The sequence below is a fragment of the Nocardioides sp. Z35_8 genome (assembly GCF_059621125.1).
Map to the genome: position 1 here is coordinate 2,256,643 of NZ_JCAQIE010000001.1, position 23,484 is coordinate 2,280,126.

Below are 23,484 nucleotides of genomic sequence, written 5' to 3' on the forward strand. Positions count from 1 at the left end.
GTGCCCGCGCTGAGGGTCGCCCGCAACGCGGTCGGGCTGACGTTCTTCCTCAACGGGCTCGTCTTCGCCAGCTGGGTCTCGCGCATCCCGGAGGTCCGCTCCGGCTTCGACCTCACCAACGGCCAGCTCGGGCTCGTGCTCCTCGCGATCGCGCTCGGCTCCGTGCTCGCCCTGCCCACGACGGGCGCCGCGATCAACGCGCTGGGCACCGTGCGCGTCGTGCGGCTCGGGGCCACGGCGGCGGCGCTCGGCATGGCGGCCGCCGCCCTCGGCCTGGGCCACCTGCTCGCGGTGACCGTCGCGGGGCTGTTCGTCTACGGCCTCGGCATCGGGGTGTGGGACGTGGCGATGAACGTGGAGGGCGCCGAGGTCGAGCGGGGCCTGCGCCGCACGATCATGCCCCGCTTCCACGCCGGGTTCAGCGCGGGCACCGTGGTCGGCGCGCTCGCGGGCGCGCTGCTGATCGAGCTCGGCGTGCCCGCCGCCGTCCACCTCGTCGCGGTGGTCGCGGTGTCCGTCGCGCTGGTGTGGCGCTCCTCGCCGTCGTTCCTGCCCGTGGCCGATCGGCACCAGGAGAGCGCCGCGTCGGCGGCGCGTGCGTGGCTCGAGCCGCGCACGCTCCTCATCGGCGTGATGGTGCTGGCGCTGGCGATGACGGAGGGCACCGCCAACGACTGGCTCGCCGTCGCGCTCGTCGACGGCCACGACGTCTCGCACGCGGTCGGCGTCGCGGGCTTCGCGGTCTTCGTGCTGGCGATGACCGCCGGCCGGTTCGCCGGCACCGGGCTCATCGACCGGTTCGGCCGGGTGGCGGTGCTCTGGGCCACCATGGTCGTCGCCGCCGTGGGGGTGCTGCTGATGGTGCTGGCCGACCACCCGGCACTCGTGGTCACCGGCATCGTGCTGTGGGGGATCGGTGCCTCGCTCGGCTTCCCCGTCGGGATGAGCGCGGCCGCCGACGACCCGGCCCGGGCCGCGGCGCGGGTGAGCGTGGTGTCGACGATCGGCTACGCAGCGTTCCTCGCCGGACCGCCGCTCTTGGGGTTCGTCGGCGACCGGGTCGGCACGCTCGACGCGCTGCTGGTGGTCGCGCTGCTGCTGGTGCCCGCCGCCCTCGTCGTGCCCGCCGCCCGCGAGCAGCGGACGGGGGAGCGGCCGGCCGCCGGCGAGGGGCCCTAGGCCCAGCGCGCGGAGTCGGGGGTCGGCTCCGGGGCGTCCTCCTCGGAGTGCGTCAGCCTGTGGGCGCCCGTCGGGTCAGCGGTCGCCGCCGGGCACCCAGAGCACGTCGCCGTTGGCGCGGTTGGCGTGGCGGGCGAGGATGAACAGCAGGTCTGAGAGCCGGTTGAGGTAGGTGATGGCGAGGATGTTCATGGTCTCCTCGTGCTCGGCCCAGGCCGCCCACGCGGCCCGCTCCGCGCGTCGCGCCACCGTGCGCGCCACGTGCAGGTTGGCCGCGGCGACGGTGCCGCCGTTGAGGATGAACGACCGCAGGGCGGGCAGGTGCTCGTTGTAGTGGTCGCACCACGCCTCGAGGCGGTCGACGTAGTCCTGCTCCACGCGCAGCGGCGGGTACTCCGGGTCGGGCACCACCGGGGTGCAGAAGTCGGCGCCGACGTCGAAGAGGTCGTTCTGCACCCGGGTGAGCACCTCGACGACGTCGTCCTCCAGTCCGCCGTGGGCGAGGGTGACGCCGATGTGGGCGTTGGCCTCGTCGACGCAGGCGTACGCCTCGAGCCGCGGGTCGGTCTTCGAGGTCTCGCTCATGTCGCCGAGCCGGGTGCGGCCGGCGTCACCGGTGCGGGTGTAGATGCGCGTCAGGTTGACCATGGGCGGAGCCTAACGGGCCGGACTCGCCGGAAAAGATGAGGCACGGGGGCAACCTCGCGAGGTACAACTACGTCAGGAGAGGTGACAGCAGTCACAGCAGGCGTCGGGGGACGCCGGTGAGGAGCACCGGATGGACATCGTCTCGGACGGTCACACGCTCGTCCTGCACGGAGCGTTCGACGTGCGCAGCACCGGCGAGGTGCGCCACGCGATCTACGAGCACCTCGACGGGCTCGACGACGACGTGGTCATCGACATGACCGACGTGTCGACCATCGACGCCACGGCCCTCCGTGTCCTGGTGGTCGCCACCCGCCACGCGTGGCTGTCGGGACACAGCCTCACCGTCCGCAACCCCGGGCCCGCCGTGCGCCGGATGGCCCACCTCACCCGCCTCGCCCACGCCATCGAGGTCGAGCGGGTGGCCGCGACCGCCTGACGGTCCGAGGTGAGGCATCAGTCACAGCCCGCGGCGGTGACTGACGGGTAACCGCCGCCCTACTGTGTCGCCATGACGGAATCTGCGGCTCCGGTCCACCAGAAGGACCGCCCCTGGGTGATGCGCACCTACGCCGGCCACTCCACGGCCGAGGCCTCCAACGCGCTCTACCGCACCAACCTGGCCAAGGGCCAGACCGGCCTCAGCGTCGCCTTCGACCTGCCGACGCAGACCGGCTACGACCCCGACAGCCCGCTCAGCCGCGGCGAGGTCGGCAAGGTCGGCGTGCCCGTCCCGCACCTCGGCGAGATGCGCAAGCTCTTCCGCGACATCCCGCTGACGGAGATGAACACCTCGATGACGATCAACGCGACGGCCATGTGGCTGCTCGCGATGTACCAGGTCGTCGCCGAGGAGCAGAACCCCGACCTCGCGCCCGACGAGGTCGCCCACCTGCTCGCCGGCACGACCCAGAACGACATCATCAAGGAGTACCTCTCCCGGGGCACCTACGTCTTCGGGCCCGAGCCGTCGCTGCGGCTGATCGGCGACCTGATCGCCTACACCGTCCACGAGATCCCGAAGTGGAACCCGATCAACATCTGCAGCTACCACCTGCAGGAGGCCGGCGCGACGCCCGTGCAGGAGCTGGCCTACGCCATGTGCACCGCGATCGCCGTGCTCGACCAGGTGAGGGGCTCGGGGCAGGTCTCGGAGGACGACTTCGAGAAGGTCGTCGGCCGGATCTCCTTCTTCGTCAACGCCGGTGTCCGCTTCATCGAGGAGACCTGCAAGATGCGCGCGTTCGTGCGGCTGTGGGACGAGATCACCCGCGAGCGCTACGGCGTGCAGGACCCGAAGATGCGCCGCTTCCGCTACGGCGTCCAGGTCAACTCGCTCGGCCTCACCGAGGCGCAGCCCGAGAACAACGTGCAGCGCATCGTGCTCGAGATGCTCGGCGTCACCCTGTCCAAGGACGCCCGCGCCCGCGCCGTGCAGCTCCCCGCGTGGAACGAGGCCCTCGGCCTCCCGCGTCCGTGGGACCAGCAGTGGTCGCTGCGCTTCCAGCAGGTGCTCGCCTACGAGTCCGACCTGCTGGAGTACGACGACATCTTCGCCGGCAGCCACGTGATCGAGGCCAAGGTGGCCGAGCTGGTCGAGGGCGCCCGGGCCGAGATCGAACGGGTCCAGGCGATGGGTGGCGCCGTCGCCGCCGTCGAGTCGGGCTACATGAAGCAGAACCTCGTCTCGGCGCACGCCGCGCGCCGCGCCCGGATCGAGTCGGGCGAGGAGGTGGTGGTCGGCGTCAACAGGTTCGAGACGACCGAGCCGTCCCCGCTGACCGCCGACCTCGACGCCGCCATCCAGGCCGCCGACCCGGAGGCGGAGCGCTCGGCGCTGGCCAGCCTGGAGGCGTGGCGGGCCGAGCGCGACGAGATCGCGGTGGCCGAGGCGCTGGCCGCGCTGGCCGAGGCGGCGAAGACCGACGCCAACCTGATGCACCCCACGCTCGTCGCCGCCCGCGCTGGCGCGACGACGGGGGAGTGGGCCGGCACCCTGCGCGAGGTCTTCGGCGAGTTCCGCGCGCCCACCGGCGTCAGCGGCGCGGTGGGCGTGGCCGACGCCGGTGCCGAGCTCGGCGCGGTGCGCGAGCGGGTGCGCCGGACGGGTGAGGAGCTGGGCGGCCGGCTGCGGGTGCTCGTCGGCAAGCCGGGGCTCGACGGGCACTCCAACGGTGCCGAGCAGGTCGCCGTACGCGCCCGCGACGCCGGGTTCGAGGTCATCTACCAGGGCATCCGGCTCACGCCGGAGCAGATCGTCGCCGCCGCGGTGGCCGAGGACGTCCACCTCGTCGGGCTGTCGATCCTGTCCGGCTCGCACATGGAGCTGGTGCCCGACGTGCTCGACGGCCTCGCCGCCGCCGGGCTGGGCGACCTGCCCGTGATCGTCGGCGGCATCATCCCCGCCTCGGACGCCCGGGCGCTCGCCGAGCGCGGGGTCGCCGCGGTCTACACCCCCAAGGACTTCGGGCTCACCGAGATCATGGACGGCTTCGTCGACGTCATCCGTCGCGCCCACGGGCTCGAACCAGAGGTAAGGCAACCCTAACCACATGCTAGGGTCCGGGGCGTGGGCAAGGGCAAGCAGGAGGGCAAGCAGGAGGGCAAGAAGGCGCGGGCCACGGCCAAGGCCGCCGCCCGGACGACCCCGCGCAAGCTCCCCAAGACCGAGTGCTGCGTGTCGAAGAAGCGCTGCGAGCGGTGCCCGCTCCGGATGCTGAAGGAGGGCACGCTGCCCGCCGGCTACACGGTCCACAAGCGCAAGCTGGTGCGACTCGACGGCAAGAAGGTCACCAAGAAGAAGCTCGCCAAGGCCGCCTGAGCCTCATCCCACCCCGTTCGTCCCCGACCCAGGAGCCCACGTGCCGGCACCCCGCTTCATCGACCAGCTCAACACCCAGATCGGCAACGAGCTGGCCGCCCACAACCAGTACCTCGCCTGCGCGATCCACTACGACGCGCTGACCATGCCCCGGATGGCGGCCTTCTTCTACGAGCAGGCGCTCGAGGAGCGGGCACACGCGATGATGATGGTGCAGTACCTCCTCGACACCGACGCCGACGTCGTCGTCCCGGCGGTCCCGGCCCCGCGCTCGGACTTCGCCGACGTCGTGGAGCCCGTGCAGCTCGCGCTCGACCAGGAGCGCACGGTGACCGAGCAGATCAACGGCCTGCTGCGCATCGCCCGGGAGGAAGGCGACTTCGCCTCCGAGCAGTTCATGCAGTGGTTCATCAAGGAGCAGGTCGAGGAGGTCGCCACCATGACCGACCTGCTCGCCGTCACCACACGCAACCGCGACGACATCGAGGACATCGAGGAGTACGTCGCGCGCGAGCAGGGCGCCGAGGGCGTCGACCCGACCGCTCCGCGGCAGGCCGGCGCCTGACGCTGGCAGACTGCGGCCATGGCCACCTTCCCGCGACGCGTCATCGTGGTGGGGGCGGGCGTGGTCGGGCTGACCTGCGCCGTGCGCCTGCTCGAGGCCGGGCACCGCGTCGACGTCGTCGCGCGCGACCTGCCGCTCGAGACCACGTCGGCGATCGCGGCCGCGCTCTGGTACCCCTACCGTGCGCTGCCCCAGGACCACGTGACCGCGTGGTCCGCGACGTCGTACGGCGTCCTCGCGGAGCTCGCCGCCGACGACGAGAGCGGCGTGCGGATGCTCACCGGCACCGAGGTGCTCCGCTCACCGCAGCCCGACCCGTGGTGGCGCTCGGCGGTCCCGTCGCTGGACCGCGAGACGGCGCTGCCGCCGGGCTACGACGACGGATGGACCTTCGTCGCGCCGGTCATCGACATGCCGGTCCACCTCCGCTGGCTGGTCGCTCGGATCGAGGAGCTCGGGGGCACGCTGACCCGGATGAACCTCTCGACGCTGCCCGACGACGGCAGTCTCGTCGTCAACGCGACCGGGCTCGGCGCACGGCACTTCGGCGCGGACCCGACGGTGACACCCGTGCGTGGCCAGGTCGTGGTGGTGGAGCAGGTGGGCCTGGACCGCTGGACGCTCGACGGTGGCGGACTGACGTACGTCGTGCCCCGCAGCGCCGAGATCGTGCTCGGCGGCACCGACGTCGAGGGCGAGTGGAGCCGCACGCCGGACCCGGAGGTCGCCCAGCAGGTGCTGCACCGGGCCTGCGCACTGGTGCCCGAGCTGGAGGGCGCCCGCGTGCTGCGGCACAAGGTCGGGCTGCGGCCCGCGCGGCCCGAGGTGCGCCTCGAGCGGGTCGGCGAGGTCATCCACTGCTACGGCCACGGTGGCGCCGGCGTGACCCTGTCGTGGGGCTGCGCCGACGACGTGGTGGGGCTCGCCGGTGACTGACCTGCAGTGCGCCGCCCGGGTGTTCGTGGCCCGGCACGGCGAGGCGTCCTACGAGAGCGAGCTGCTCAGCGACTCCGGCGGCTGGCTGACCCGGCGCGGCCGCGAGCAGTCGCGCGACCTCGCCGCCCGGCTGGGGGGCGAGCGGGTCGCGGCCGTGTGGTCGAGCCCGATGTCGCGGGCCGTGCAGACGGCCGAGATCGCCGCCGTGGGGCTCGGCGTCGACGTGGTGGTGCGGGAGGGCCTGCGCGAGTTCGGCGTCGGGCACGCGGCGGGCACGACCGGTGACCCGGACCCGTTCGCCGAGACGTTCGCCGCCTGGCTCGGCGGCGACCTGTCCGCCCGGATCCCCGGCGCCGAGACGGGTCTGGAGGTGCTGGCCCGCTACGGCGCCGTCCTCGACGAGGTCGCCGACGCGCACCGCGGCGAGGCGGTGCTCGTGGTCAGCCACGGCGGCGCGACGTGCCTGGCGCTGCCGGTGCTGGCCCGCAACCTCGCCCCCGAGCACGCCCTCGACCTGCCGCTGGGCAACTGCGAGCTGGTCGCGCTGGAGGCCGACGCCGACGGCTGGGTCGCCCGGTCGTGGGCGGGGCGCACGCTCGACTGACGGCCGGCCGGCCCGCCGGCCTCGGTCAGCGCGTCACGCCGAGCGCCCACAGCAGCGCCACGATCGCGGCCATCACGAGCAGCGCGACGCCCATCCGCACCGCCATCCCCTTGACCCACAGCGACATCAGGCTCTCGCTGCGCCCGCGGCGATCCAGCGGGACGACGTCGACCACGGCGCGGCGGTCGAGGGGTCCGTAGACGTGCGGATAGGTGTCGTCGCCGACGGGCTCGACGCGTACGTCCGCCGCGGTCAGGCGCGCCGGGTCGATGGTGAGCAGGACCAGGTGCTCGCGGACGTCGCGGTAGTAGCGGTCGAAGACGCCCTGCACCTGGTCACGCCGGCTGGCGTGGATGAACCCCTCCTCCTCGAGGCTGCGCCCGAGGGTCGAGGTCGTGTAGGTCCCGGTGGCCAGGGCCCGTCGCCAGTCGGCCGCCGTGGCGATGTGGAAGATGCGCTCGGGCGGGGTGGCGGTCACCGTGCGAGCGTAGCGAGCCCCACGCCCTCACGACCCCGGGCGAGCGCCGACGCACGATCGTGGAGGATCCGACCTTCCACGAGGTCCGCGCCCGGGCCCGGTGGTCAGAACAGCCGGTGCTCGGCGTCGTCCATCCCGCGCAGGGCGTCGTAGTCGACCAGGGCGCAGGCGATGCCGCGGTCGGTGGCGAGCACCCGCGCCTGGGGCTTGATCTCCTGCGCCGCGTAGATGCCGCGGACCGGCCCCCGGCTGGTGAGCATCGGGTCGCGGTTGAGGAGCTCGAGGTAGCGGGTGAGCTGCTCGACGCCGTCGATCTCGCCGCGGCGCTTGATCTCGACCGCGACCGACAGGCCGTCGGCGTCGCGGCACATCAGGTCGACCGGACCGATGGCGGTCATGTACTCGCGGCGGACCAGGGTCAGCCCGTCGGCGAGGGTGGCGGGGTGCTCGGCGAGCAGCTCCTGGAGGTGCTTCTCGACGCCGTCCTTCTGCAGGCCGGGGTCGATGCCGAGGTCGTGCGAGCTGTCGTGGAGCACCTCGTCGATGAGGATGCGCAGGGTGTCGTCGGACTTGGTGGCGCTCACCAGCCACTCGGCGCGGCCGTCCTCGGAGAGCCCTTCACGCACCGTGCACGGCGGCGACATCCAGTTGAGCGGCTTGTAGGAGCCGCCGTCGGAGTGGATCAGCACGGAGCCGTCCGACTTCAGCATCAGCACCCGGGTGGCCAGCGGCAGGTGGGCGGTGAGCCGTCCGGCGTAGTCCACCTGGCAGCGCGCGACGACGATCCTCACGACGGGGGAATCTACCGTGCGTCCGTGATGCGGAGTGGGGGAGCACCCGGGGTGCCGGGGCACCCGCCTGCGTGACGCTTCCCACAGCCCCGCGGGCCCCGCGCCGTGGGAGCATGCGTCCATGACTGACACGCCCGTTCGCGAGTTCACCACCGTCGGCGTCATCGGCCTCGGCACCATGGGCGCCGGCATCGCCGAGGTGTTCGCCCGCAACGGCTACTCGGTCGTCGGCGTGGAGGTCACCGAGGCCGCCGTCCAGCGCGGACGCGAGCACCTGGAGCACTCCACGGCGCGGGCGGTCAAGCGCGAGAAGATGACGCCCGAGGAGCAGGCCGAGCTGCTGGGCCGCGTCACCTTCACCACCTCGATGGCCGACCTGGCCGACGCCGACTTCGTCGTCGAGGCAGTGGTGGAGTCGCTGGAGCTGAAGAAGTCGATCTTCCGCGCGCTGGACGACGTGGTGCGCCCCGACGCGATCCTGGCCACCAACACCTCGTCGCTGAGCGTCACCGAGATCTCGACGGCCAGCTCCCGGCCGGGACGGGTCGTCGGCGTGCACTTCTTCAACCCCGCGCCGGTGCAGGACCTCGTCGAGATCGTCCGCACCGTGGTCACCGAGCCCGACGTCCTGGCGAGCGTGCAGGGACTGCTGCGCAGCGTCGGCAAGAACCCCGTCGTGTGCGGCGACAAGGCGGGCTTCATCGCCAACACCCTGCTGTTCGGCTACCTCAACCACGCCGTGTCGATGTACGAGGGCAAGTACGCCTCGCGCGAGGACATCGACGCGGCGATGCGCTTCGGCTGCGGCTACCCGATGGGCCCTCTGGCGCTGCTCGACCTGATCGGCCTCGACACGGCCTACGAGATCCTCGACACGATGTACAAGCAGGGCCGCGACCGCCTGCACGCCCCCGCGCCGATCCTCAAGCAGTACGTCACCGCCGGCCTGCTGGGCCGCAAGTCGGGACGTGGCTTCTACACCTACGAGGCGCCCGACAGCCCGGTGGTCGTCGCGGACGCCCAGACCCCGAGCTCGGAGGACAAGCCCCAGCTGCGCCACGACGTCGAGCTCGTCGGCGTCGTCGGCACGGGCACCATGGCGTCGGGGATCGTGGAGGTCTTCGCGAAGGCCGGCTACGACGTGGTCTTCACCGGCCGCGGGCAGGACAAGGTCGACGGCGTCGTCGCGGGCATCACCAAGAGCTTCGACAAGCAGATCCAGCGCGGCCGGGCCACCGAGGAGCAGAAGGCCGACGCCCTGGCCCGGGTGCGCGGCACCACCTCGCTCGACGACCTCAAGGACGTGGACCTCGTGGTCGAGGCCATCGCCGAGGACCTCGCGGTCAAGACCACCCTGTTCGAGAACCTCGACGAGATCTGCAAGCCGGGCGCGATCTTGGCGACGACCACCTCGTCGCTCCCGATCATCTCCATCGCCAGGGCGACCTCGCGCCCGCAGGACGTCATCGGCATGCACTTCTTCAACCCGGCCGCGGTCATGAAGCTGGTCGAGGTGGTCTCCACCGTGGCCACCGACGAGGCCGTCACCGAGACCGTGCTCGCGATCGCCGAGAAGGTCGGCAAGGTGCCGGTGAGGTGCGGGGACCGCTCGGGCTTCATCGTCAACGCGCTGCTCTTCCCCTACCTCAACGACGCCGTCAAGATGCTGGAGGCGCACTACGCCACGGCCGACGACATCGACACCGCGATGAAGCAGGGCTGTGCGCTGCCGATGGGGCCGTTCGAGCTGCTCGACGTGGTGGGCAACGACGTGTCGCTGGCCATCCAGCGCGAGCTCTACCTGGAGTTCCGCGAGCCGGGTTTCGCCCCGGCACCGCTGCTCGAGCACCTGGTCACCGCCGGCTACCTCGGGCGCAAGGCCGGTCGCGGCTTCCGCGACTACAGCAGCCGCTGAGCCGGCCGGCACCTCAGTCGAGGCAGAACTCGTTGCCCTCGGGGTCGGTCATCACCAGGTGACCCGCGTCCATCGGGGGTGACGGCTCGTGACGCTCCACCCGCGTCGCGCCGAGGGCCACGAGACGCTCGGACTCGGTCTCCAGCGCGGACATCCGCTCCTCGCCCTCGAGGCCGGGGGCGGCGCGCAGGTCGAGGTGCACGCGGTTCTTCGCCGCCTTGCCCTCGGGCACGCGCTGGAAGAACAGCCGCGGCCCCACGCCGTCGGGGTCCTGCGCCGCGGACGCGGAGTTCCACTCCGACTCGGGCACGCCGACCTCGCGGAGGAAGTCGTGCCACGCCTCGAAGACGTCCTGGCCCGGCGCGAGCTCGCGCCCGGGTGGTGGCGGGTTGACGTAGCCCATGGCGGCTGCCCAGAAGCGGGAGAGCGTCTCGGGGTCGTGGGCGTCGAAGGTCACCTGGATGGTCCGGCTCATCCCGTCATCCTGCACCCGCCCACCGACAGTCAGCGGTTGTCGACCACCAGGGCCGCGAGCCGCGCCCGCGTGTTGATGTCGAGCTTGCGGTAGATGTGGGTCAGGTGCGCGTCGACGGTCCGCGGTGAGACGTAGAGCTCCTGGGCGATCTGGCGGCTCGTCAGGCCGTGGGCGACCCGGTCGGCGACCTGCCGCTCAGCGGGGGTCAGGACGTCGAGCACCGAGGGGCGCAGGGACGGCGCGCCGACGAAGATCTCCGTCACGAGCGCGACGGCGTGCGCGGACAGGTCGTCGCCGTCGAGCCACTCCGCGGGCGGCCTGCTCGCGGGCACCACGTCATAGTCGGCGGAGTAGCCCCAGCGCACCGCCATCCGCGGGCTGCGCAGCGCCAACGCCGCCGCCGCGAGCGAGCGCGCCTCGGGCAGCTCGCGTGCCCGGGCCACGCCCGCGAGGCCGTCGAGCACGTCGGCGGCGCGGAGGGGCAGGCGCATCGTGGCGCACTGCTCCAGCGCGGTGAGGTAGGTGGTGGTGGCCTGGTCGAGGTCGTCGAGCTGGACCAGCGCCCGCCCGAGCAGCAGCCGGGCGTCGACGCCGTCGCGTCCGAGCCGCGCCGAGTCGGCCAGCGCGACGACGTCGGCGGCGAGTCCGGCGGCCTGGCGCGCGTCGCCCCGGGCCAGCAGCTCGCGGCCGTCCTGGGCCAGCACCGGCAGCCGCACCGCCCAGGGCAGCGTCTCGCGCACGACGTCGCTGGGCACCCAGGTCGGATCGAGACCGCGCAGCAGTGTCTCGGCCAGCAGCCCGACCCGGTCCTCGGCCAGCTCGCGGGCCTCGACGACGACCGCGCGGGTGCCGGCGACGGCCTCGGCGATGCGGCCCTGCTCGAGCGCGATGCGGGCCAGGATGGTGCGCGCGGACAGGTCGATCCAGCGCTCGTCGCGGGTCGTACGAGACGGCATCGCGTCCGCCACGGCCCGCGTGGCCTCGGCGAAGCGGCCCTGCGAGGCGTAGAGGTCGGCCAGCGTGCGCGTGGCCTGCCGGCCGATCGACCCGTCGGGGTCGAGCTCGATGGCGCGCCTGGCCTCGGACTCCGCGCTCGCCAGGTCGCCGGCGTCGAGGTGCATCTCGGCGCGGATCGAGGCCGTCTTGGCGAGCTGCTCCTCGGGACGGGGGGCCGACGAGGCGTGCTGGTCGGCGCGCTCGAGCAGCCACAGCCCTTCGTAGGTGCCGCGCATCTCGGAGGCGGCGATGCCCGCGCGACGCGCCACCTGCGCGCCGATGGCGGGCGGGCCGTCGCCGCTCGCGAGGGCCCCCTCGAGGATCTCGACGGCCTCCCGGGCGCGCATCGAGGTGTAGAGGGAGGAGAAGATGCGGTTGGCCACGGAGTAGCCCTCGGCCCGGGTGGCCGGGTCGGCGCACGCGGCGAGGACCGCCTGGCGCATCGCGGGCAGGTCGCCGAGCCACTCGGCGTCGGCCGCGCCGTAGTTGTCGTGGGCGGGCGCGTGCGCCTGGGCCCAGGCGAGGAGGCCGGTTCGGACCGCCGCCTCGTCGTCGGGCCCGGCGAGGACGCGGGCCCGACCGCGGATGGGCGAGAGCATGTCGAAGCGACCCTGGGCGTCGACCTCGAGGAGGCTGCGGCGCACCAGGTTGCCGGCGAGCTCGGCGGCCTCGGGCACCGGCACGTCGAGCACCTGCGCGAGCACCCCGAGCCCGACGCCGAAGTCGAGCAGGCCGATGCGGCGCAGCGCGGTGGCGCTGGCGGGGTCGAGGAGGTCGTGGGCGGAGTCGACGGCCTGGTCCAGGCTCACGGTGGCCATCGCGTTGCTGAGCCCGACGAGCGCCGACTGCACGGCGACCTGCTCGATCAGCAGCGGCAGGCCACCCGTGGCGCGCAGCAGGCGGCGTACCTCGGGCGCCTGCACGTCGAGGTCGACCCGCTGGCCCCCGGCCGCGCGGATGCGCTGGAGGAACAGCTCCACCGCGGGTCCCTCGAGCGGCCCGCGGACAGAGGGGACGGGCAGCGGTCCGACCCGGACGACCGACTCGGCGGGCTGGCCGGCCGTCGTCAGCGCCGTGACGACCACGCGCGCGTCGGTGGTGCCCTCCAGCACCGACTGCAGCACCGGGCCGGCGCCGGTGGTGTCGAGGTCGAGCCCGTCGAGCACGAGCAGGCAGTCGCGGCCGTCGACCGCGCGCCCCAGCGCGCCGACCAGCGAGTCGCCCGGGGCGGTCTCCGCGCCCAGGCTCTCGAGCGCCGCCACGAGCACCTCGTCGAGGGTGCGGAGGGTGCGCGCGTCGACCCAGGACACGGGCACGCCGGCGGCCGCGTGGCGCACCAGCAGGGTCTTGCCGCTGCCGGGCGGGCCCACGACCGTCACCCACCGCGCCTCCCCGAGGGCCTCCTCCAGTGCTCGCTGGACGTCGTCGCGACCGAGACAGGGGGACAGCACGGGTACGAATCTATCGCCCCCGGGGACCGCAGTTAGGTAGGACTACGGATGCCGGGCCGGCCTCCGTCGCGGGAGGGTTGGCGTACGCCGAGGGGACGGGGCCGCGCGAGGGGATGGCCCCGCCGCCCACCGGCCGCTTGTCAGGGCAGGTCGCACATCGTCGGGGGTCGATGGGCGGCCTGCCCTCGCAGGTCTCGCCCCGCCTTCGCGGGCCGCCGCGAACGGGCGCCGGATCCGGTGCGGGCACGTTGTCGCGACTGCGTAGGCTTGAGCCATGGAACTCGTGCTCGTGCTGATCGTCCTCGGCGGGCTCACCGCGGTCGCGGTCGCCGCGGGGCGGACGGGCAAGAAGCGTGAGCTGGCGCGCGCCGAGGCGGAGGTCGCCCCCGTGAGGAGGCTCGCCGAGGAGGACGTCACCGCCCTCGGCGTGGAGCTGCAGGACCTCGACATCGACCTCGCCGGCGAGCCGCTCGACGCCGGTGCCAACGCCGACTACCAGCGCGCCCTCGACTCCTACGAGTCGGCCAAGACGGCTGCCGCGGGACTCACCCGCGCCGAGGACGTCAAGCACGTCACCGAGATCCTCGAGGACGGGCGCTACGCGATGGCGTGCGTGCGAGCGCGGGTCGCGGGCGAGCCGCTGCCCCAGCGCCGCCCTCCGTGCTTCTTCGACCCCCGGCACGGCCTGTCGGTCGCCGACGTTCCGTGGACCCCGCCCGGCGGCGCCCCGCGCGACGTGCCGGCCTGCGCGCTCGACATCGAGCGGGTGCGGGCCGGGGCCGAGCCCGACATCCGCAAGGTGATGGTCGGCTCGCGCCGCGTGCCCTACTGGCAGGGCGGGCGCGCCTACCAGCCCTACGCCCAGGGCTACTTCGGTGCCTTCTCGCCGATGGACTGGATGTTCATGGGCATGCTGTTCGGGGGCGGCTTCGACGGCCTCGGTGAGGGGATCGGGGCGATCGGTGAGGGGATCGGCGACCTGTTCGGCGGCATCGGCGACGGCATCGGCGACCTCTTCGACGGCTTCGACTTCTGAGTCCGGTCACCACCCGCACCGACCGGCGAAGGGTCGGTGGCGGGCGGTCGGGCGGGGTGCGTCAGGATGGCCGCGTGAGCCTGCACCGCACCGAGCTCGGTGAGTCCGGACCCCGCGTCGTGTTCTGCCACGGACTCTTCGGCCAGGGCAAGAACTGGACGCAGGTCGCGAAGGCGCTCAGCGCCGACCACCGCGTCCTGCTGCTCGACATGCCCAACCACGGGCGGTCGTCGTGGACCGAGCGCTTCGACTTCCTCGAGCTGGCCGACCTCGTCGCCGCCGAGCTCGGCGACGAGCCGGTCGCCCTGGTCGGGCACTCGATGGGCGGCAAGATCGCGATGTGCGTCGCGCTGCGGCACCCCGAGCTCGTCGACCGGCTGGCGGTCGTCGACATCGCCCCGGTGGCGTACGAGAGCGGGCGGGAGTTCGTCGGCTACATCGAGACGATGCGCGCCCTCGACCTCGGCTCGCTCGAGCGCCGCGACCAGGCCGAGGCCGCCCTCGCGGAGGCGGTGCCCAGCCCGACGGTGCGCGGGTTCCTGCTGCAGAACCTGCGCCGCACCGACGACGGCTGGCACTGGCAGGTCAACCTCGAGCTGCTGGGCGAGCACATGGACCAGCTCGTCGGCTGGCCCGACGAGGAGCTCGGCAACGCGACGTACGACGGGCCGGTGCTGTGGGTCGGCGGCGCGCGCTCGGACTACATCTCCGACGAGCACGCCGCCGAGATGGACCGCCGGTTCCCGCGCAACCGCCGGGTCCTGGTCAAGGGCGCCGGGCACTGGGTGCACTCCGAGCAGCCGGAGGTCTTCCTCGAGGTGCTGCGGCGCTTCCTCGCCTGACCTCGGCGTGGATCAGCTGCGCCGGCGCGCCCGGTAGGCGGCGACGGCCTCGCGGTTGCCGCAGGTCGTCGAGCAGAAGCGGCGGGAGCGGTTGCGCGAGAGGTCGAGCACGACGTCCTCGCAGTCGTCGGCCGCGCACGTGGCCAGGCGCGACATCTCGTCGGCGCGGATCACGTCGACCATCGCCATCGCCGTCTCGACGACCACCCGCTCGTCGAGGGGACGGTCGGGGTCGACGGCGTGCAGGTGCCAGTCCCAGTCGCCGTGCCGCTGGAGCTGGGGCAGCGCACGGGACCGGGCGAGCATGTCGTTGACGATCTCTGCGGCCCGGTCGCGCTCGGCGAGCAGCAGGGAGCGGAGGTCGGGACGCAGCCGGCGCACCGCCTCCAGCTCGGCGGTCGTCGCGTCGTGGCGGCCCGTGTAGGTCCACCGGGCGAGGAAGGCGGACAGGTCGTCGATCGAGCCGAGGGGATCTCCGGGCTCGTCGGTGGAGTTGGCGAGGGCGACGGCCGCTTGGAGCGCGGCGTCCGTGTCATCGGTGAAATGCACGTTGACACATTACAGTCACCGCGCCTAGCGTCATGGGTGTGACAGCTTTGACCCATGACGCGCGATCGTCCCGGACCGCAGCGGGCCTGCTCCTCGCGCTCGCGTCGGCGCTCACCTTCGGCCTCTCCGGCGCGCTCGCCCGCGGGCTGCTCGACACCGGCTGGAGCGCGGGCGCCGCGGTGACGCTGCGCACCGCGATCGCCGCGCTCGTCCTGCTGGTGCCCGGCCTGCTGGCCCTGCGCGGGCGCCTCCACGTGCTCCGGGCCAATGCCGGGCTCGTCACCGTCTACGGCATCACGGCGGTCGCCGGCGCCCAGCTGTGCTACTTCTACGCCGTCACCTACATGCAGGTGAGCGTGGCGCTGCTGCTGGAGTACACCGCGCCGGTCGCGGTGGTCGTCTGGCTCTGGGTGCGCCACGGCCACCGGCCCTCGGGGCTCACGGTGATCGGCGCGGCGATCGCCGCTGTCGGACTGGTGCTCGTGCTGGACGTCGTCTCGGGCGCCGAGCTGAGCACGGCCGGGGTGCTGTGGGCGCTCGGCGCCATGGTCGGGGCGGCGAGCTACTTCGTCATCTCCGCCGACGAGGGCAACGGGCTGCCCGGCATCAGCCTCGCCGCGGGCGGGCTGTTCGTCGCGACCGCGGTCCTCGGCGCGGCCGGGGCCATCGGCGTCCTGCCGTTCCGCACCTCGACGGCCGACGCGGCCTACGCCGGCGTCGCGGTGCCCTGGTGGGTCACGGTCCTGGCGCTCGGGCTGGTCACGGCCGCGTTCGCCTACGTCACCGGCATCGAGGCCGGGCGCCGGCTCGGGAGCCGGCTGGCGTCGTTCGTCGCGCTCGGGGAGGTGCTGGCCGCGGTGGTGTGGGCCTGGCTCCTGCTCGACGAGCTGCCGCGACCGATCCAGCTCGCCGGCGGGCTGCTGGTGCTGGCCGGTGTGGTCGTGGTCAAGCTGGGGGAGGAGCGGGCGCCGCTCCTGGCGGAGCCGCTCCCCGCGGCGGACCCTGACCCCGTCAGCGGGCGTCCTGCCGGGTGAGGAAGACCTCGCGGTGCAGCAGGAGCAGCGCCGCGGCGACCGGGACGGCCAGCAGCGCGCCCACCACGCCCATCAGCGACCCGCCCACGAGGGCCGCGACCACGGTGACCGAGCCCGGCAGGTCGACCGACCTCTTCATGATGCGCGGGTAGATCACGTAGGACTCGAACTGCTGGTAGGCCAGGTAGTAGACCAGTGCCACCAGGGCGACCGTGGGGGAGACCGTCAGGCCGAGCAGCGTCATGATCGCGCCGGACACGAAGGCGCCCACGATCGGGATGAGCGAGAAGAGGCCCACGACGAAGGCCAGCGCGAAGGCGTAGTCACCCAGCCCGATGAGGGTCGAGAACACCAGCGTGCTGATGCCCGCGCACAACGCGACGAAGAAGGCGCCCGCGACGTAGGCGCCCGTCGAGCGGATGATGCCGTCGCCCAGCTCGCTGACGCGCCGACGCCGCGACGCCGGCGCCAGGGAGTAGGCCGCGTGCTTGATGCTCGGCAGCGAGGCCAGGAAGTAGATCATCAGCACGAGGACGATGAGGCTGTTGGTGACCACCGAGAGCACCCGCAGGCCGACGCCGAGCGCGCCGCCGAAGACGCGCTGGCCGAAGTCGCCGTTCTGGATGTAGTCGCGCACCTTGGCGATCACGTCGTACTTGTCGTCGAGCCTCTGCACCTGGGCGTTGGACTGCAGGTCGTCGAGCCAGCCGGGGGCGCTCCGGGTGATCGCGGCGATCTGCTCGCTGATCACCGGCGCGACGGCCACGACGAAGAGGGCGAGCACGCCGAGCACGACGACGAGGACCAGGAGCACCGACAGCCCGCGCCGCACGCCGCGCCGCATGAAGAACTCGACCGTGGGATTGAGGCCGATGGCCAGGAACATCGACATCACCAGCAGCACGAGGATCGAGGAGATGCTCAACAGCTGCTGGCTGAGGAAGATCGCGACGACCGCGCCGAGCGCGCCGAAGAACCCGATGTTGAAGGGGGAGTGCCGCAACAGCATCGGTGAGGGGACCGGCTCGGCCGGGACGTAGGGCACGTCGAGGGCCTCGTCGACCACGAGATCGGTGGCGTCGTCGATCCGCTCCGCGATGTCGACGGCCGAGCGCGCGGAGTCGTGGGCCGCCCCCTCTGCCGCGTCGGCGGCCGCCTCGGCGCGGTCGGCGTCATCGGCGACCTGCTCGGCGACCCGTGCGGCGACCCCGTCGAGCGAGCGCGGCGTCTCGGCGGTCCGGGTGTCCACGGAGATGCGGCCCGAGTGGTCGGGCGAGTTCCCGGACCCGGAGGCGACCAGCGCCCGGAGCCGGTCGCGCCAGCTCAGGACTCGTCCTCGGCGAAGCCCGCGACCACGTCGCGCAGGGCGCCGAGCTGGGCGGTGATCGCGTCGCGGCGCTTGGCCGCGCGATCGACCTCCGCCTGGATGTTGGCCAGCTCCCGCTCCGCCTGGGCGATGCGGGTGGCGCCGATGGAGTCGGCCTGGGTGCGGGCCGAGGCGACGATCTGCTCGGCCTCGCGCCGGGCGCGGGAGAGCAGGCCCTCGGACTCCGACTGGGCCTGCTGGCGGTGGGCCGTGGCCTGGGCCGTCGCCTCGCGCGCCCGCTGCTCGGCGGCGTTGGCGCGTGCCTCGGCCTCGGCGACCAGGCGCTGGGTCTCGGCGGTGGCGTTGCTGTGGTGCTCGGCGGCCTCGCGGGCGAGGCGCTCCTTCTCCACCGCCAAAGTGCGCCGCGCCTCCTGGACCTCGCGGTCGGCGGCGGCGCGGGCCTGCTCGGCCTCGCGGGTCGCCGTCACGCGCACCTCGTTGGTCTCCTGCTGTGCGGCGAGGCGGAGCTGGTCGGCCTCGCGCCGGGCGGCCGCGAGCAGGTCGTCGGCCTCGGCCTTGGCGAGGGCGCGCTCGGTCTCGGCGTCGGTGGTCAGGCGCGAGCGCATCTCGTCGAGCTCCTTGAGCTGGACCATCCGCATGTCGTCGGCCTCGCGGGCCGCGTCGGCCCGGATGCTGTGGGCGTCGCGCTCGGCCTGCGCGCGGATCTCGTCGGCCTCGCGGCGGGCGGCGGCGCGCACGTCGGCGGCCTCGTCCTCGGCCATCTTGAGCATGGAGGTCGCCCGGCCGCCCAGTCCGGCGTAGGTCGGGTTGGCGTTCTCCGCGACCTCGACCCGCAGCCGCTCGAGCTCGGCCTCGAGCTCGATGACCTGCTGCTCGCTGCTGGCCAGGCTGGTGGCCAGGCCCGACTTCTCGCTCAGGAGCTGGCCGAGGCGCTGGTCGACGGCCGCCTTGTCGTAGCCACCGCGCCGCACCACCGGCAGCGGACCGGCTGCCGGTGCGGGCACCGGGGGGAGCTGCGCGGGCGGGGGGACCACGGGCGCGCGCCGGGTGGTCTCGCCCCGCGGCACCGGGGCCGCTGCGCGGACCGGCTGGGTGGCCTGCGGGGTGGCCGGCGGGGTGGCCGGCGGGGGAGCGGGGGTCGTCGCCCCACCGGCGGGGGCGCGGCGTGGCTCGTCGTCCGGCGTCTCCTCCGGGGTCACCGGGAGGACCTGGGTCTCCTCGGCGGCGGAGTCCGGGGTCGTCCGACTCTCGGTGCCGGCGCCGGCGGGGCCGGAAGGGGTGGCCTTGCCGTCGGCGGGCTCCGGCTCGTCGAAGATGGACAGGCCCTGGTCGGAAGCCATGCTGCGGCACCCACTCTCACGTCGTACGGACTGCGTCCCGGCCAGTCTCTCCGATGGGTCCTCAAGTTCACACCCCGGCTCGCGGGCGACCGGGATCTGGTCGGCGAACCGGGGTGTGACGACCCTCGCAGGCCGGGTGCGGGCGGGGGGCGTTCAGACGCCGCGGAAGCGGTTGATCGCGGTCTCGTGCTGGGCGCGCATCTCGCGGTCGAGGACGCCGAGGCCCTCCTCGGGGGCCAGGCAGAGCACGCCGACCTTGCCCTGGTGGGCGTTCTGGTGGACGTCGAGGGCCGCCTGCCCGACCTCCTGGAGGGTGTAGGTCTTCGACAGGGTCGGGTGGATCTTGCCCTTGGCGATGAGGCGGTTGGCCTCCCACGACTCGCGGTAGTTGGCGAAGTGGCTGGAGATGATGCGCTTGAGGTTCATCCACAGGTAGCGGTTGTCGTACTCGTGCATGTAGCCCGAGGTGGACGCGCAGGTGGTGATGGTGCCGCCCTTGCGGGTGACGAAGACCGAGGCGCCGAAGGTCTCCCGGCCGGGGTGCTCGAAGACGATGTCGATGTCCTCGCCGCCGGTGAGCTCGCGGATGCGGGCGCCGAAGCGCTTCCACTCCCGCGGGTCCTGCTGGGTGCCCTCGTCGTTCCAGAACCTGTAGTCCTCCTCGGAGCGGTTGATGATCAGCTCTGCGCCCATGCTGCGGGCGATGGAAGCCTTCTCCTCGTTGGAGACCACGCACACCGGTGTCGCCCCGCCGTTGAGGGCGTACTGCGTCGCGAACCCGCCGAGGCCGCCGGAGGCGCCCCAGATCAGGACGTTGTCGCCCTGCTTCATGTCGCCGCCGTTCTTGCTGACGAGCTGGCGGTAGGCGGTGCAGTTGACCAGGCCGGGGGAGGCGGCCTCCTCCCAGGTCAGGTGCTCCGGCTTGGGCATGAGCTGGTTGGCCTTGACCATCGCCACGTCGGCCAGGCCGCCGAAGTTGGTCTCGAAGCCCCAGATCCGCTGCTCGGTGTCGAGCATGGTGTCGTTGTGGCCGTCGGGACCCTCGAGCTCGACGGAGAGGCAGTGGGCCACCACCCGGTCCCCGGGCTTCCACTTGGTGACGCCGGGGCCGGTCTTGAGCACGACGCCGGACAGGTCGGAGCCCACCACGTGGTAGGGCAGGTCGTGGCGCTTGGTCAGCTCGCTGTTGCGGCCGTAGCGCTCGAGGAACCCGAAGGTGGACACCGGCTCGAAGATGGAGGTCCACACGGTGTTGTAGTTGATGGCGCTCGCCATCACGGCCACGAAGGCCTCGCCGGGTCCGAGCTCGGGCAGCGGCACGTCCTCGACGTGGAGCGACGCGCGCGGGTCCTTGTCCTTCGACGCCACCCCCTCGAACATGTCGACCTCGTCCTTCTTGACGAAGGCGGCGCGGTAGGACTCCGGGAGGTCGAGGCTGGCGAAGTCCTCCGCCGTGGCGCTGCCGGACTGGATGGCGTCGAGGATGTGGTGCACGGGTGTCTCCTGGTGCGGCATCGGGGGGACGAGTGCCGGGGACGATACCGGCGAGTAACCACTGGTGGTGGGTGGTGTGACGTACGTCGCGGTGGGGCCCGGGGCGAGCCCGCGGGTGCTGGTGGGCGGGGGCGTCAGTGCGCGGACGCGGCGGGCTCGACGAGCTCGACCAGCACGCCGCCCGCGTCCTTGGGGTGGATGAAGTTGACCCGGCTGTCGGAGGTGCCGCGGCGCGGGGCGTCGTAGAGCAGGCGCAGCCCACGCTCGCGCAGGACGCCCGCCACGTGCTCGACGTCGTCGACGCGGAAGGCGAGCTGTTGGATGCCCGGGCCGTTGCGGTCGAGGAACTTCGCGATCGTGGACTCGGGGGTCAGCGGGGCGAGCAGCTGGATGCACGAGCCGGAGTCGCCGACCCCGACCATCGCCTCGCGCACGCCCTGCTCCTCGTTGACCTCCTCGTGGAGGACCTCCATGCCGTAGGTGTCGCGGTAGAAGGCCATCGCCTCGTCGAGGTCGGGGACGGCGATGCCCACGTGGTCGATGGCGGTGAACAGGTGCTGGACGTCACCGAGGGGGTGTCCGGGCAGGTCGGGGCTCATGCGCACATGGTGGCCGACGCGGCGCCCGGGGGCGAGGGGGTGTGAGCGTCACCACGCGGACTGAGCGGGGGTCCCGGAACGAGAGCGCCGACCCGGGGTGTGACGCGTGCCTCACGGGACGCCGGCACCACACCCTCCCGGCGCCGTCACCGAGGTGGGTAGGGTCCGAAGGAGCAGCACCTCGATCCTTTCGACTGGAGGCACCTCAATGTCCGGATCCGTCATCGTCGCCGGGGCCCGCACCCCGATCGGCCGCCTGCTCGGCGGGCTGAAGGACCTCACCGCCGCCGACCTCGGCGGCGTCGCGATCAAGGGCGCCCTCGAGAAGGCCGGGGTCACGGGCGACCAGGTCGACTACGTGATCATGGGCCAGGTCATCCAGGCCGGCGCCGGCCAGAACCCGGCCCGCCTGGCCGCGGTGAAGGGCGGGGTCCCGATGGACGTCCCCTCGATCACGATCAACAAGGTCTGTCTCTCCGGGCTCAACGCCATCGCGCTGGCCGACCAGCTCGTGCGGGCGGGCGAGTGCGAGATCGTGGTCGCGGGCGGCATGGAGTCGATGACCAACGCGCCCCACTTCCTTCCCAAGTCGCGCGAGGGCGTGAAGTTCGGCGACGTCTCGCTCGTCGACTCGATGGCCTACGACGCGCTGTTCGACCAGTTCACCTCGCAGGCGATGGGCCTGCTCACCGAGGAGTGCAACGCCGCGGGCGCCAACCTCACCCGCGAGGAGCAGGACACCTTCGCCGCCTACTCGCACCAGAAGGCCGCCGTCGCCTGGAAGAACGGCGTCTTCGCCGACGAGGTGGTGCCGGTCGAGGTCCCGCAGCGCCGGGGCGAGCCGGTCGTGGTGGCCGAGGACGAGGGCGTGCGCGGTGACACCACGGTCGAGTCGCTGGGCAAGCTGCGGCCCGCCTTCAGCAAGGCCGGCACCGTCACGGCGGGCTCGGCCTCGCAGATCTCCGACGGCGCCGCCGCGGTGGTCGTGATGAGCAAGGCGAAGGCCGAGGAGCTCGGTCTGACCTGGCTCGCGGAGATCGGCGCGCACGGCCAGGTCGCCGGGCCCGACTCGACCCTCCAGCTGCAGCCGGCGGCCGCCACCGCGAGGGCCTGCGAGAAGGAGGGCATCTCGCCCACCGACCTCGACCTCGTGGAGTTCAACGAGGCGTTCGCCGCCGTCGGGATCGCCTCGGCGCGCGAGCTCGGCATCGACGACGCCAAGGTCAACGTCAACGGCGGCGCGATCGCCCTCGGCCACCCCGTGGGCATGTCCGGCACCCGGGTCGTGCTCACCCTCGCGCTGGAGCTCCAGCGCCGCGGCGGGGGCGTCGGCGCGGCCGCGCTGTGCGGCGGCGGCGGCCAGGGCGACGCCCTGATCGTCCGGGTCCCCTCTGCCTGAGCGCACCGGCGCGGCGGCGGGGGCGTGTCCGGCGGCATGACGAGGCGTGGCGCCGTAACGGTGCCCGACCTCGTCGATCGCGCCCGCCGGGGCGACCCGGCCGCCGTGGCCCGGCTGATCACCCTCGTCGAGGACGCGTCCCCGCTCCTGCGGGAGGTGATGGCCGCGCTCGGCCCGCACGCCGGGCGCGCCCACGTGCTGGGCATCACCGGCGCGCCGGGCGTGGGCAAGTCGACCACGACCAACGCGCTCGTCACTGGGCTGAGGCGCTCGGGCAGGCGCGTCGGCGTCCTGGCCATCGACCCCTCGTCGCCGTTCTCCGGTGGGGCGCTGCTCGGCGACCGGGTCCGGATGGGCGACCACGCCCTCGACCGCGACGTCTACATCCGCTCGATGGGTGCCCGCGGCCACCTCGGCGGGCTCGCGTGGTCCACGCCGCAGGCGGTCCGCGTCCTCGACGCGGCCGGGTGCGACGTCGTGGTCGTCGAGACCGTCGGCGTGGGGCAGAGCGAGGTCGAGGTCGCCGGGCTGGCCGACACGACGCTCGTGCTGCTCGCCCCGGGAATGGGTGACGGGATCCAGGCCGCCAAGGCGGGGATCCTCGAGGTCGGTGACGTCTACGCGGTCAACAAGGCCGACCGCGAGGGCGCCGACCGCACCCGCCGCGAGCTGCGCACCATGCTGTCCATGGCGGAGCGTCGAGACGGGGCGTGGCGTCCGCCCGTGGTCCAGACCGTGGCGAGCGCCGGCGAGGGGGTCGACGCGCTGCTCGGCGAGGTCGACCGGCACGCCGCGTGGCTCGCGGAGTCGGGCGAGCTCGCGCGCCGTCGTACGCTCCGTGCCCGGCACGAGGTCGAGGCGATCGCGCTCGCCGCGCTGCGGGAGCGTTGGGGGCGCACCGAGGCGGGAGCCGAGCTCGACGTCCTGGCCCGGCGGGTGGCCGCGGGCGACGTCGACCCCTACGCGGCGGCCGACGAGCTGCTGGCCGACTGAGCGGGAACCGCC

Annotated in this window: 23 protein-coding genes; 13 read left to right on the forward strand and 10 right to left on the reverse strand. The window is 73.2% G+C overall.

Annotation, left to right across the window (positions count from 1 at the left end):
• Complete coding sequence (locus AC54T2_RS10950) at positions 1–1,179, forward strand: MFS transporter (RefSeq protein ID WP_489976629.1); 1,179 nt, start codon at positions 1–3, stop codon at positions 1,177–1,179.
• A 75-nt stretch (positions 1,180–1,254) separates the two neighbouring features.
• Here AC54T2_RS10950 and AC54T2_RS10955 read toward each other — a convergent pair whose 3' ends face one another.
• Entirely contained in the window at positions 1,255–1,827 is a 573-nt protein-coding gene (locus AC54T2_RS10955) for a cob(I)yrinic acid a,c-diamide adenosyltransferase (protein WP_186341648.1), read from the reverse strand.
• A gap of 130 nt (positions 1,828–1,957) precedes the next feature.
• Between AC54T2_RS10955 and AC54T2_RS10960 the strand changes: the two genes are divergently transcribed.
• The 6 genes from AC54T2_RS10960 to AC54T2_RS10985 all read left to right on the forward strand — a co-directional run bounded on the left by AC54T2_RS10960 (position 1,958) and on the right by AC54T2_RS10985 (position 6,753).
• On the forward strand, positions 1,958–2,266 hold the full coding sequence (locus AC54T2_RS10960; protein WP_186341649.1) for an STAS domain-containing protein: 309 nt from the start codon (positions 1,958–1,960) through the stop codon (positions 2,264–2,266).
• Between the two features lie 72 nt (positions 2,267–2,338).
• Positions 2,339–4,375, forward strand: coding sequence for a methylmalonyl-CoA mutase family protein (locus AC54T2_RS10965; RefSeq protein ID WP_489976630.1), 2,037 nt, complete (start codon positions 2,339–2,341; stop codon positions 4,373–4,375).
• 21 nt (positions 4,376–4,396) lie between these two features.
• Entirely contained in the window at positions 4,397–4,648 is a 252-nt protein-coding gene (locus tag AC54T2_RS10970; protein WP_496666166.1) for a hypothetical protein, read from the forward strand.
• Positions 4,649–4,688: 40 nt separating this feature from the next.
• Positions 4,689–5,213, forward strand: coding sequence for a ferritin (locus tag AC54T2_RS10975; RefSeq protein WP_186341651.1), 525 nt, complete (start codon positions 4,689–4,691; stop codon positions 5,211–5,213).
• An 18-nt stretch (positions 5,214–5,231) separates the two neighbouring features.
• Complete coding sequence (locus AC54T2_RS10980; RefSeq protein ID WP_489976632.1) at positions 5,232–6,149, forward strand: FAD-dependent oxidoreductase; 918 nt, start codon at positions 5,232–5,234, stop codon at positions 6,147–6,149.
• Positions 6,142–6,753 carry a histidine phosphatase family protein gene (locus tag AC54T2_RS10985; RefSeq protein ID WP_496666167.1) on the forward strand — a complete coding sequence of 204 codons (612 nt, stop codon included), beginning with the start codon at positions 6,142–6,144 and terminating at the stop codon, positions 6,751–6,753. Before AC54T2_RS10980 ends, AC54T2_RS10985 begins: the two co-directional genes overlap by 8 nt.
• Before the next feature lie 25 nt (positions 6,754–6,778).
• Here AC54T2_RS10985 and AC54T2_RS10990 read toward each other — a convergent pair whose 3' ends face one another.
• Both AC54T2_RS10990 and nucS read right to left on the reverse strand, forming a co-directional pair.
• Positions 6,779–7,231, reverse strand: a complete 453-nt coding sequence (locus tag AC54T2_RS10990) for a DUF952 domain-containing protein (protein ID WP_496666168.1) — start codon at positions 7,229–7,231, stop codon at positions 6,779–6,781.
• Positions 7,232–7,335: 104 nt separating this feature from the next.
• The gene (gene nucS, locus AC54T2_RS10995; protein ID WP_186341654.1) at positions 7,336–8,022 is read right to left on the reverse strand and encodes an endonuclease NucS; all 687 of its coding nucleotides are present in this window, start codon (positions 8,020–8,022) and stop codon (positions 7,336–7,338) included.
• Positions 8,023–8,143: 121 nt separating this feature from the next.
• On the opposite strand from nucS, the gene AC54T2_RS11000 reads away from it, so the two are divergent.
• Positions 8,144–9,937, forward strand: coding sequence for a 3-hydroxyacyl-CoA dehydrogenase family protein (locus AC54T2_RS11000; protein WP_186341655.1), 1,794 nt, complete (start codon positions 8,144–8,146; stop codon positions 9,935–9,937).
• Between the two features lie 13 nt (positions 9,938–9,950).
• Here the strand turns inward: AC54T2_RS11000 and AC54T2_RS11005 are convergent, their stop codons facing one another.
• Complete coding sequence (locus AC54T2_RS11005) at positions 9,951–10,412, reverse strand: VOC family protein (protein ID WP_186341656.1); 462 nt, start codon at positions 10,410–10,412, stop codon at positions 9,951–9,953.
• A gap of 29 nt (positions 10,413–10,441) precedes the next feature.
• Complete coding sequence (locus AC54T2_RS11010) at positions 10,442–12,859, reverse strand: LuxR C-terminal-related transcriptional regulator (RefSeq protein ID WP_489976635.1); 2,418 nt, start codon at positions 12,857–12,859, stop codon at positions 10,442–10,444.
• A 274-nt stretch (positions 12,860–13,133) separates the two neighbouring features.
• On the opposite strand from AC54T2_RS11010, the gene AC54T2_RS11015 reads away from it, so the two are divergent.
• Together AC54T2_RS11015 and AC54T2_RS11020 are read left to right on the forward strand one after the other, a co-directional pair.
• Entirely contained in the window at positions 13,134–13,895 is a 762-nt protein-coding gene (locus AC54T2_RS11015) for a hypothetical protein (protein ID WP_186341658.1), read from the forward strand.
• A 74-nt stretch (positions 13,896–13,969) separates the two neighbouring features.
• A complete protein-coding gene (locus AC54T2_RS11020) occupies positions 13,970–14,737 on the forward strand; it encodes an alpha/beta fold hydrolase (protein ID WP_496666169.1) in 768 nt (255 codons plus the stop codon).
• A gap of 12 nt (positions 14,738–14,749) precedes the next feature.
• Here the strand turns inward: AC54T2_RS11020 and AC54T2_RS11025 are convergent, their stop codons facing one another.
• Positions 14,750–15,286, reverse strand: a complete 537-nt coding sequence (locus tag AC54T2_RS11025; RefSeq protein ID WP_186341660.1) for a CGNR zinc finger domain-containing protein — start codon at positions 15,284–15,286, stop codon at positions 14,750–14,752.
• Between the two features lie 38 nt (positions 15,287–15,324).
• Between AC54T2_RS11025 and AC54T2_RS11030 the strand changes: the two genes are divergently transcribed.
• Positions 15,325–16,320: an EamA family transporter gene (locus tag AC54T2_RS11030; protein ID WP_496666170.1), complete on the forward strand. Its 996-nt coding sequence runs from the start codon at positions 15,325–15,327 to the stop codon at positions 16,318–16,320.
• On the opposite strand, the gene AC54T2_RS11035 is transcribed toward AC54T2_RS11030, so the two are convergent.
• The 4 genes from AC54T2_RS11035 to mce all read right to left on the reverse strand — a co-directional run bounded on the left by AC54T2_RS11035 (position 16,298) and on the right by mce (position 21,080).
• Positions 16,298–17,569 (reverse strand): AI-2E family transporter, encoded by a 1,272-nt coding sequence (locus tag AC54T2_RS11035; RefSeq protein WP_186341662.1) that lies wholly within the window; start codon positions 17,567–17,569, stop codon positions 16,298–16,300. The two genes, AC54T2_RS11030 and AC54T2_RS11035, sit on opposite strands and share 23 nt — an antisense overlap.
• A gap of 74 nt (positions 17,570–17,643) precedes the next feature.
• The gene (locus AC54T2_RS11040) at positions 17,644–18,987 is read right to left on the reverse strand and encodes a hypothetical protein (RefSeq protein ID WP_496666171.1); all 1,344 of its coding nucleotides are present in this window, start codon (positions 18,985–18,987) and stop codon (positions 17,644–17,646) included.
• A 153-nt stretch (positions 18,988–19,140) separates the two neighbouring features.
• On the reverse strand, positions 19,141–20,481 hold the full coding sequence (gene ccrA / locus AC54T2_RS11045; RefSeq protein WP_496666172.1) for a crotonyl-CoA carboxylase/reductase: 1,341 nt from the start codon (positions 20,479–20,481) through the stop codon (positions 19,141–19,143).
• A 134-nt stretch (positions 20,482–20,615) separates the two neighbouring features.
• The gene (gene mce / locus AC54T2_RS11050; protein WP_186341665.1) at positions 20,616–21,080 is read right to left on the reverse strand and encodes a methylmalonyl-CoA epimerase; all 465 of its coding nucleotides are present in this window, start codon (positions 21,078–21,080) and stop codon (positions 20,616–20,618) included.
• A 208-nt stretch (positions 21,081–21,288) separates the two neighbouring features.
• On the opposite strand from mce, the gene AC54T2_RS11055 reads away from it, so the two are divergent.
• Together AC54T2_RS11055 and meaB are read left to right on the forward strand one after the other, a co-directional pair.
• Positions 21,289–22,479 (forward strand): acetyl-CoA C-acetyltransferase, encoded by a 1,191-nt coding sequence (locus AC54T2_RS11055; protein WP_496666173.1) that lies wholly within the window; start codon positions 21,289–21,291, stop codon positions 22,477–22,479.
• A gap of 36 nt (positions 22,480–22,515) precedes the next feature.
• Positions 22,516–23,472 carry a methylmalonyl Co-A mutase-associated GTPase MeaB gene (gene meaB, locus AC54T2_RS11060; RefSeq protein WP_496666174.1) on the forward strand — a complete coding sequence of 319 codons (957 nt, stop codon included), beginning with the start codon at positions 22,516–22,518 and terminating at the stop codon, positions 23,470–23,472.
• Positions 23,473–23,484 lie beyond the last annotated feature (12 nt).

Bases quoted from the DNA above. Each gene is read 5' to 3' on its own strand.
- AC54T2_RS10960 (WP_186341649.1), top strand. From the start codon at position 1,958: ATGGACATCGTCTCGGACGGTCACACGCTCGTCCTGCACGGAGCGTTC.
- mce (WP_186341665.1), bottom strand. From the start codon at position 21,080: ATGAGCCCCGACCTGCCCGGACACCCCCTCGGTGACGTCCAGCACCTG.
- AC54T2_RS10965 (WP_489976630.1), top strand. From the start codon at position 2,339: ATGACGGAATCTGCGGCTCCGGTCCACCAGAAGGACCGCCCCTGGGTG.
- AC54T2_RS11005 (WP_186341656.1), bottom strand. From the start codon at position 10,412: ATGAGCCGGACCATCCAGGTGACCTTCGACGCCCACGACCCCGAGACG.
- AC54T2_RS11015 (WP_186341658.1), top strand. From the start codon at position 13,134: ATGGAACTCGTGCTCGTGCTGATCGTCCTCGGCGGGCTCACCGCGGTC.
- AC54T2_RS11000 (WP_186341655.1), top strand. From the start codon at position 8,144: ATGACTGACACGCCCGTTCGCGAGTTCACCACCGTCGGCGTCATCGGC.
- meaB (WP_496666174.1), top strand. From the start codon at position 22,516: ATGACGAGGCGTGGCGCCGTAACGGTGCCCGACCTCGTCGATCGCGCC.
- AC54T2_RS11055 (WP_496666173.1), top strand. From the start codon at position 21,289: ATGTCCGGATCCGTCATCGTCGCCGGGGCCCGCACCCCGATCGGCCGC.
- AC54T2_RS10955 (WP_186341648.1), bottom strand. From the start codon at position 1,827: ATGGTCAACCTGACGCGCATCTACACCCGCACCGGTGACGCCGGCCGC.
- AC54T2_RS11040 (WP_496666171.1), bottom strand. From the start codon at position 18,987: ATGGCTTCCGACCAGGGCCTGTCCATCTTCGACGAGCCGGAGCCCGCC.
- AC54T2_RS10980 (WP_489976632.1), top strand. From the start codon at position 5,232: ATGGCCACCTTCCCGCGACGCGTCATCGTGGTGGGGGCGGGCGTGGTC.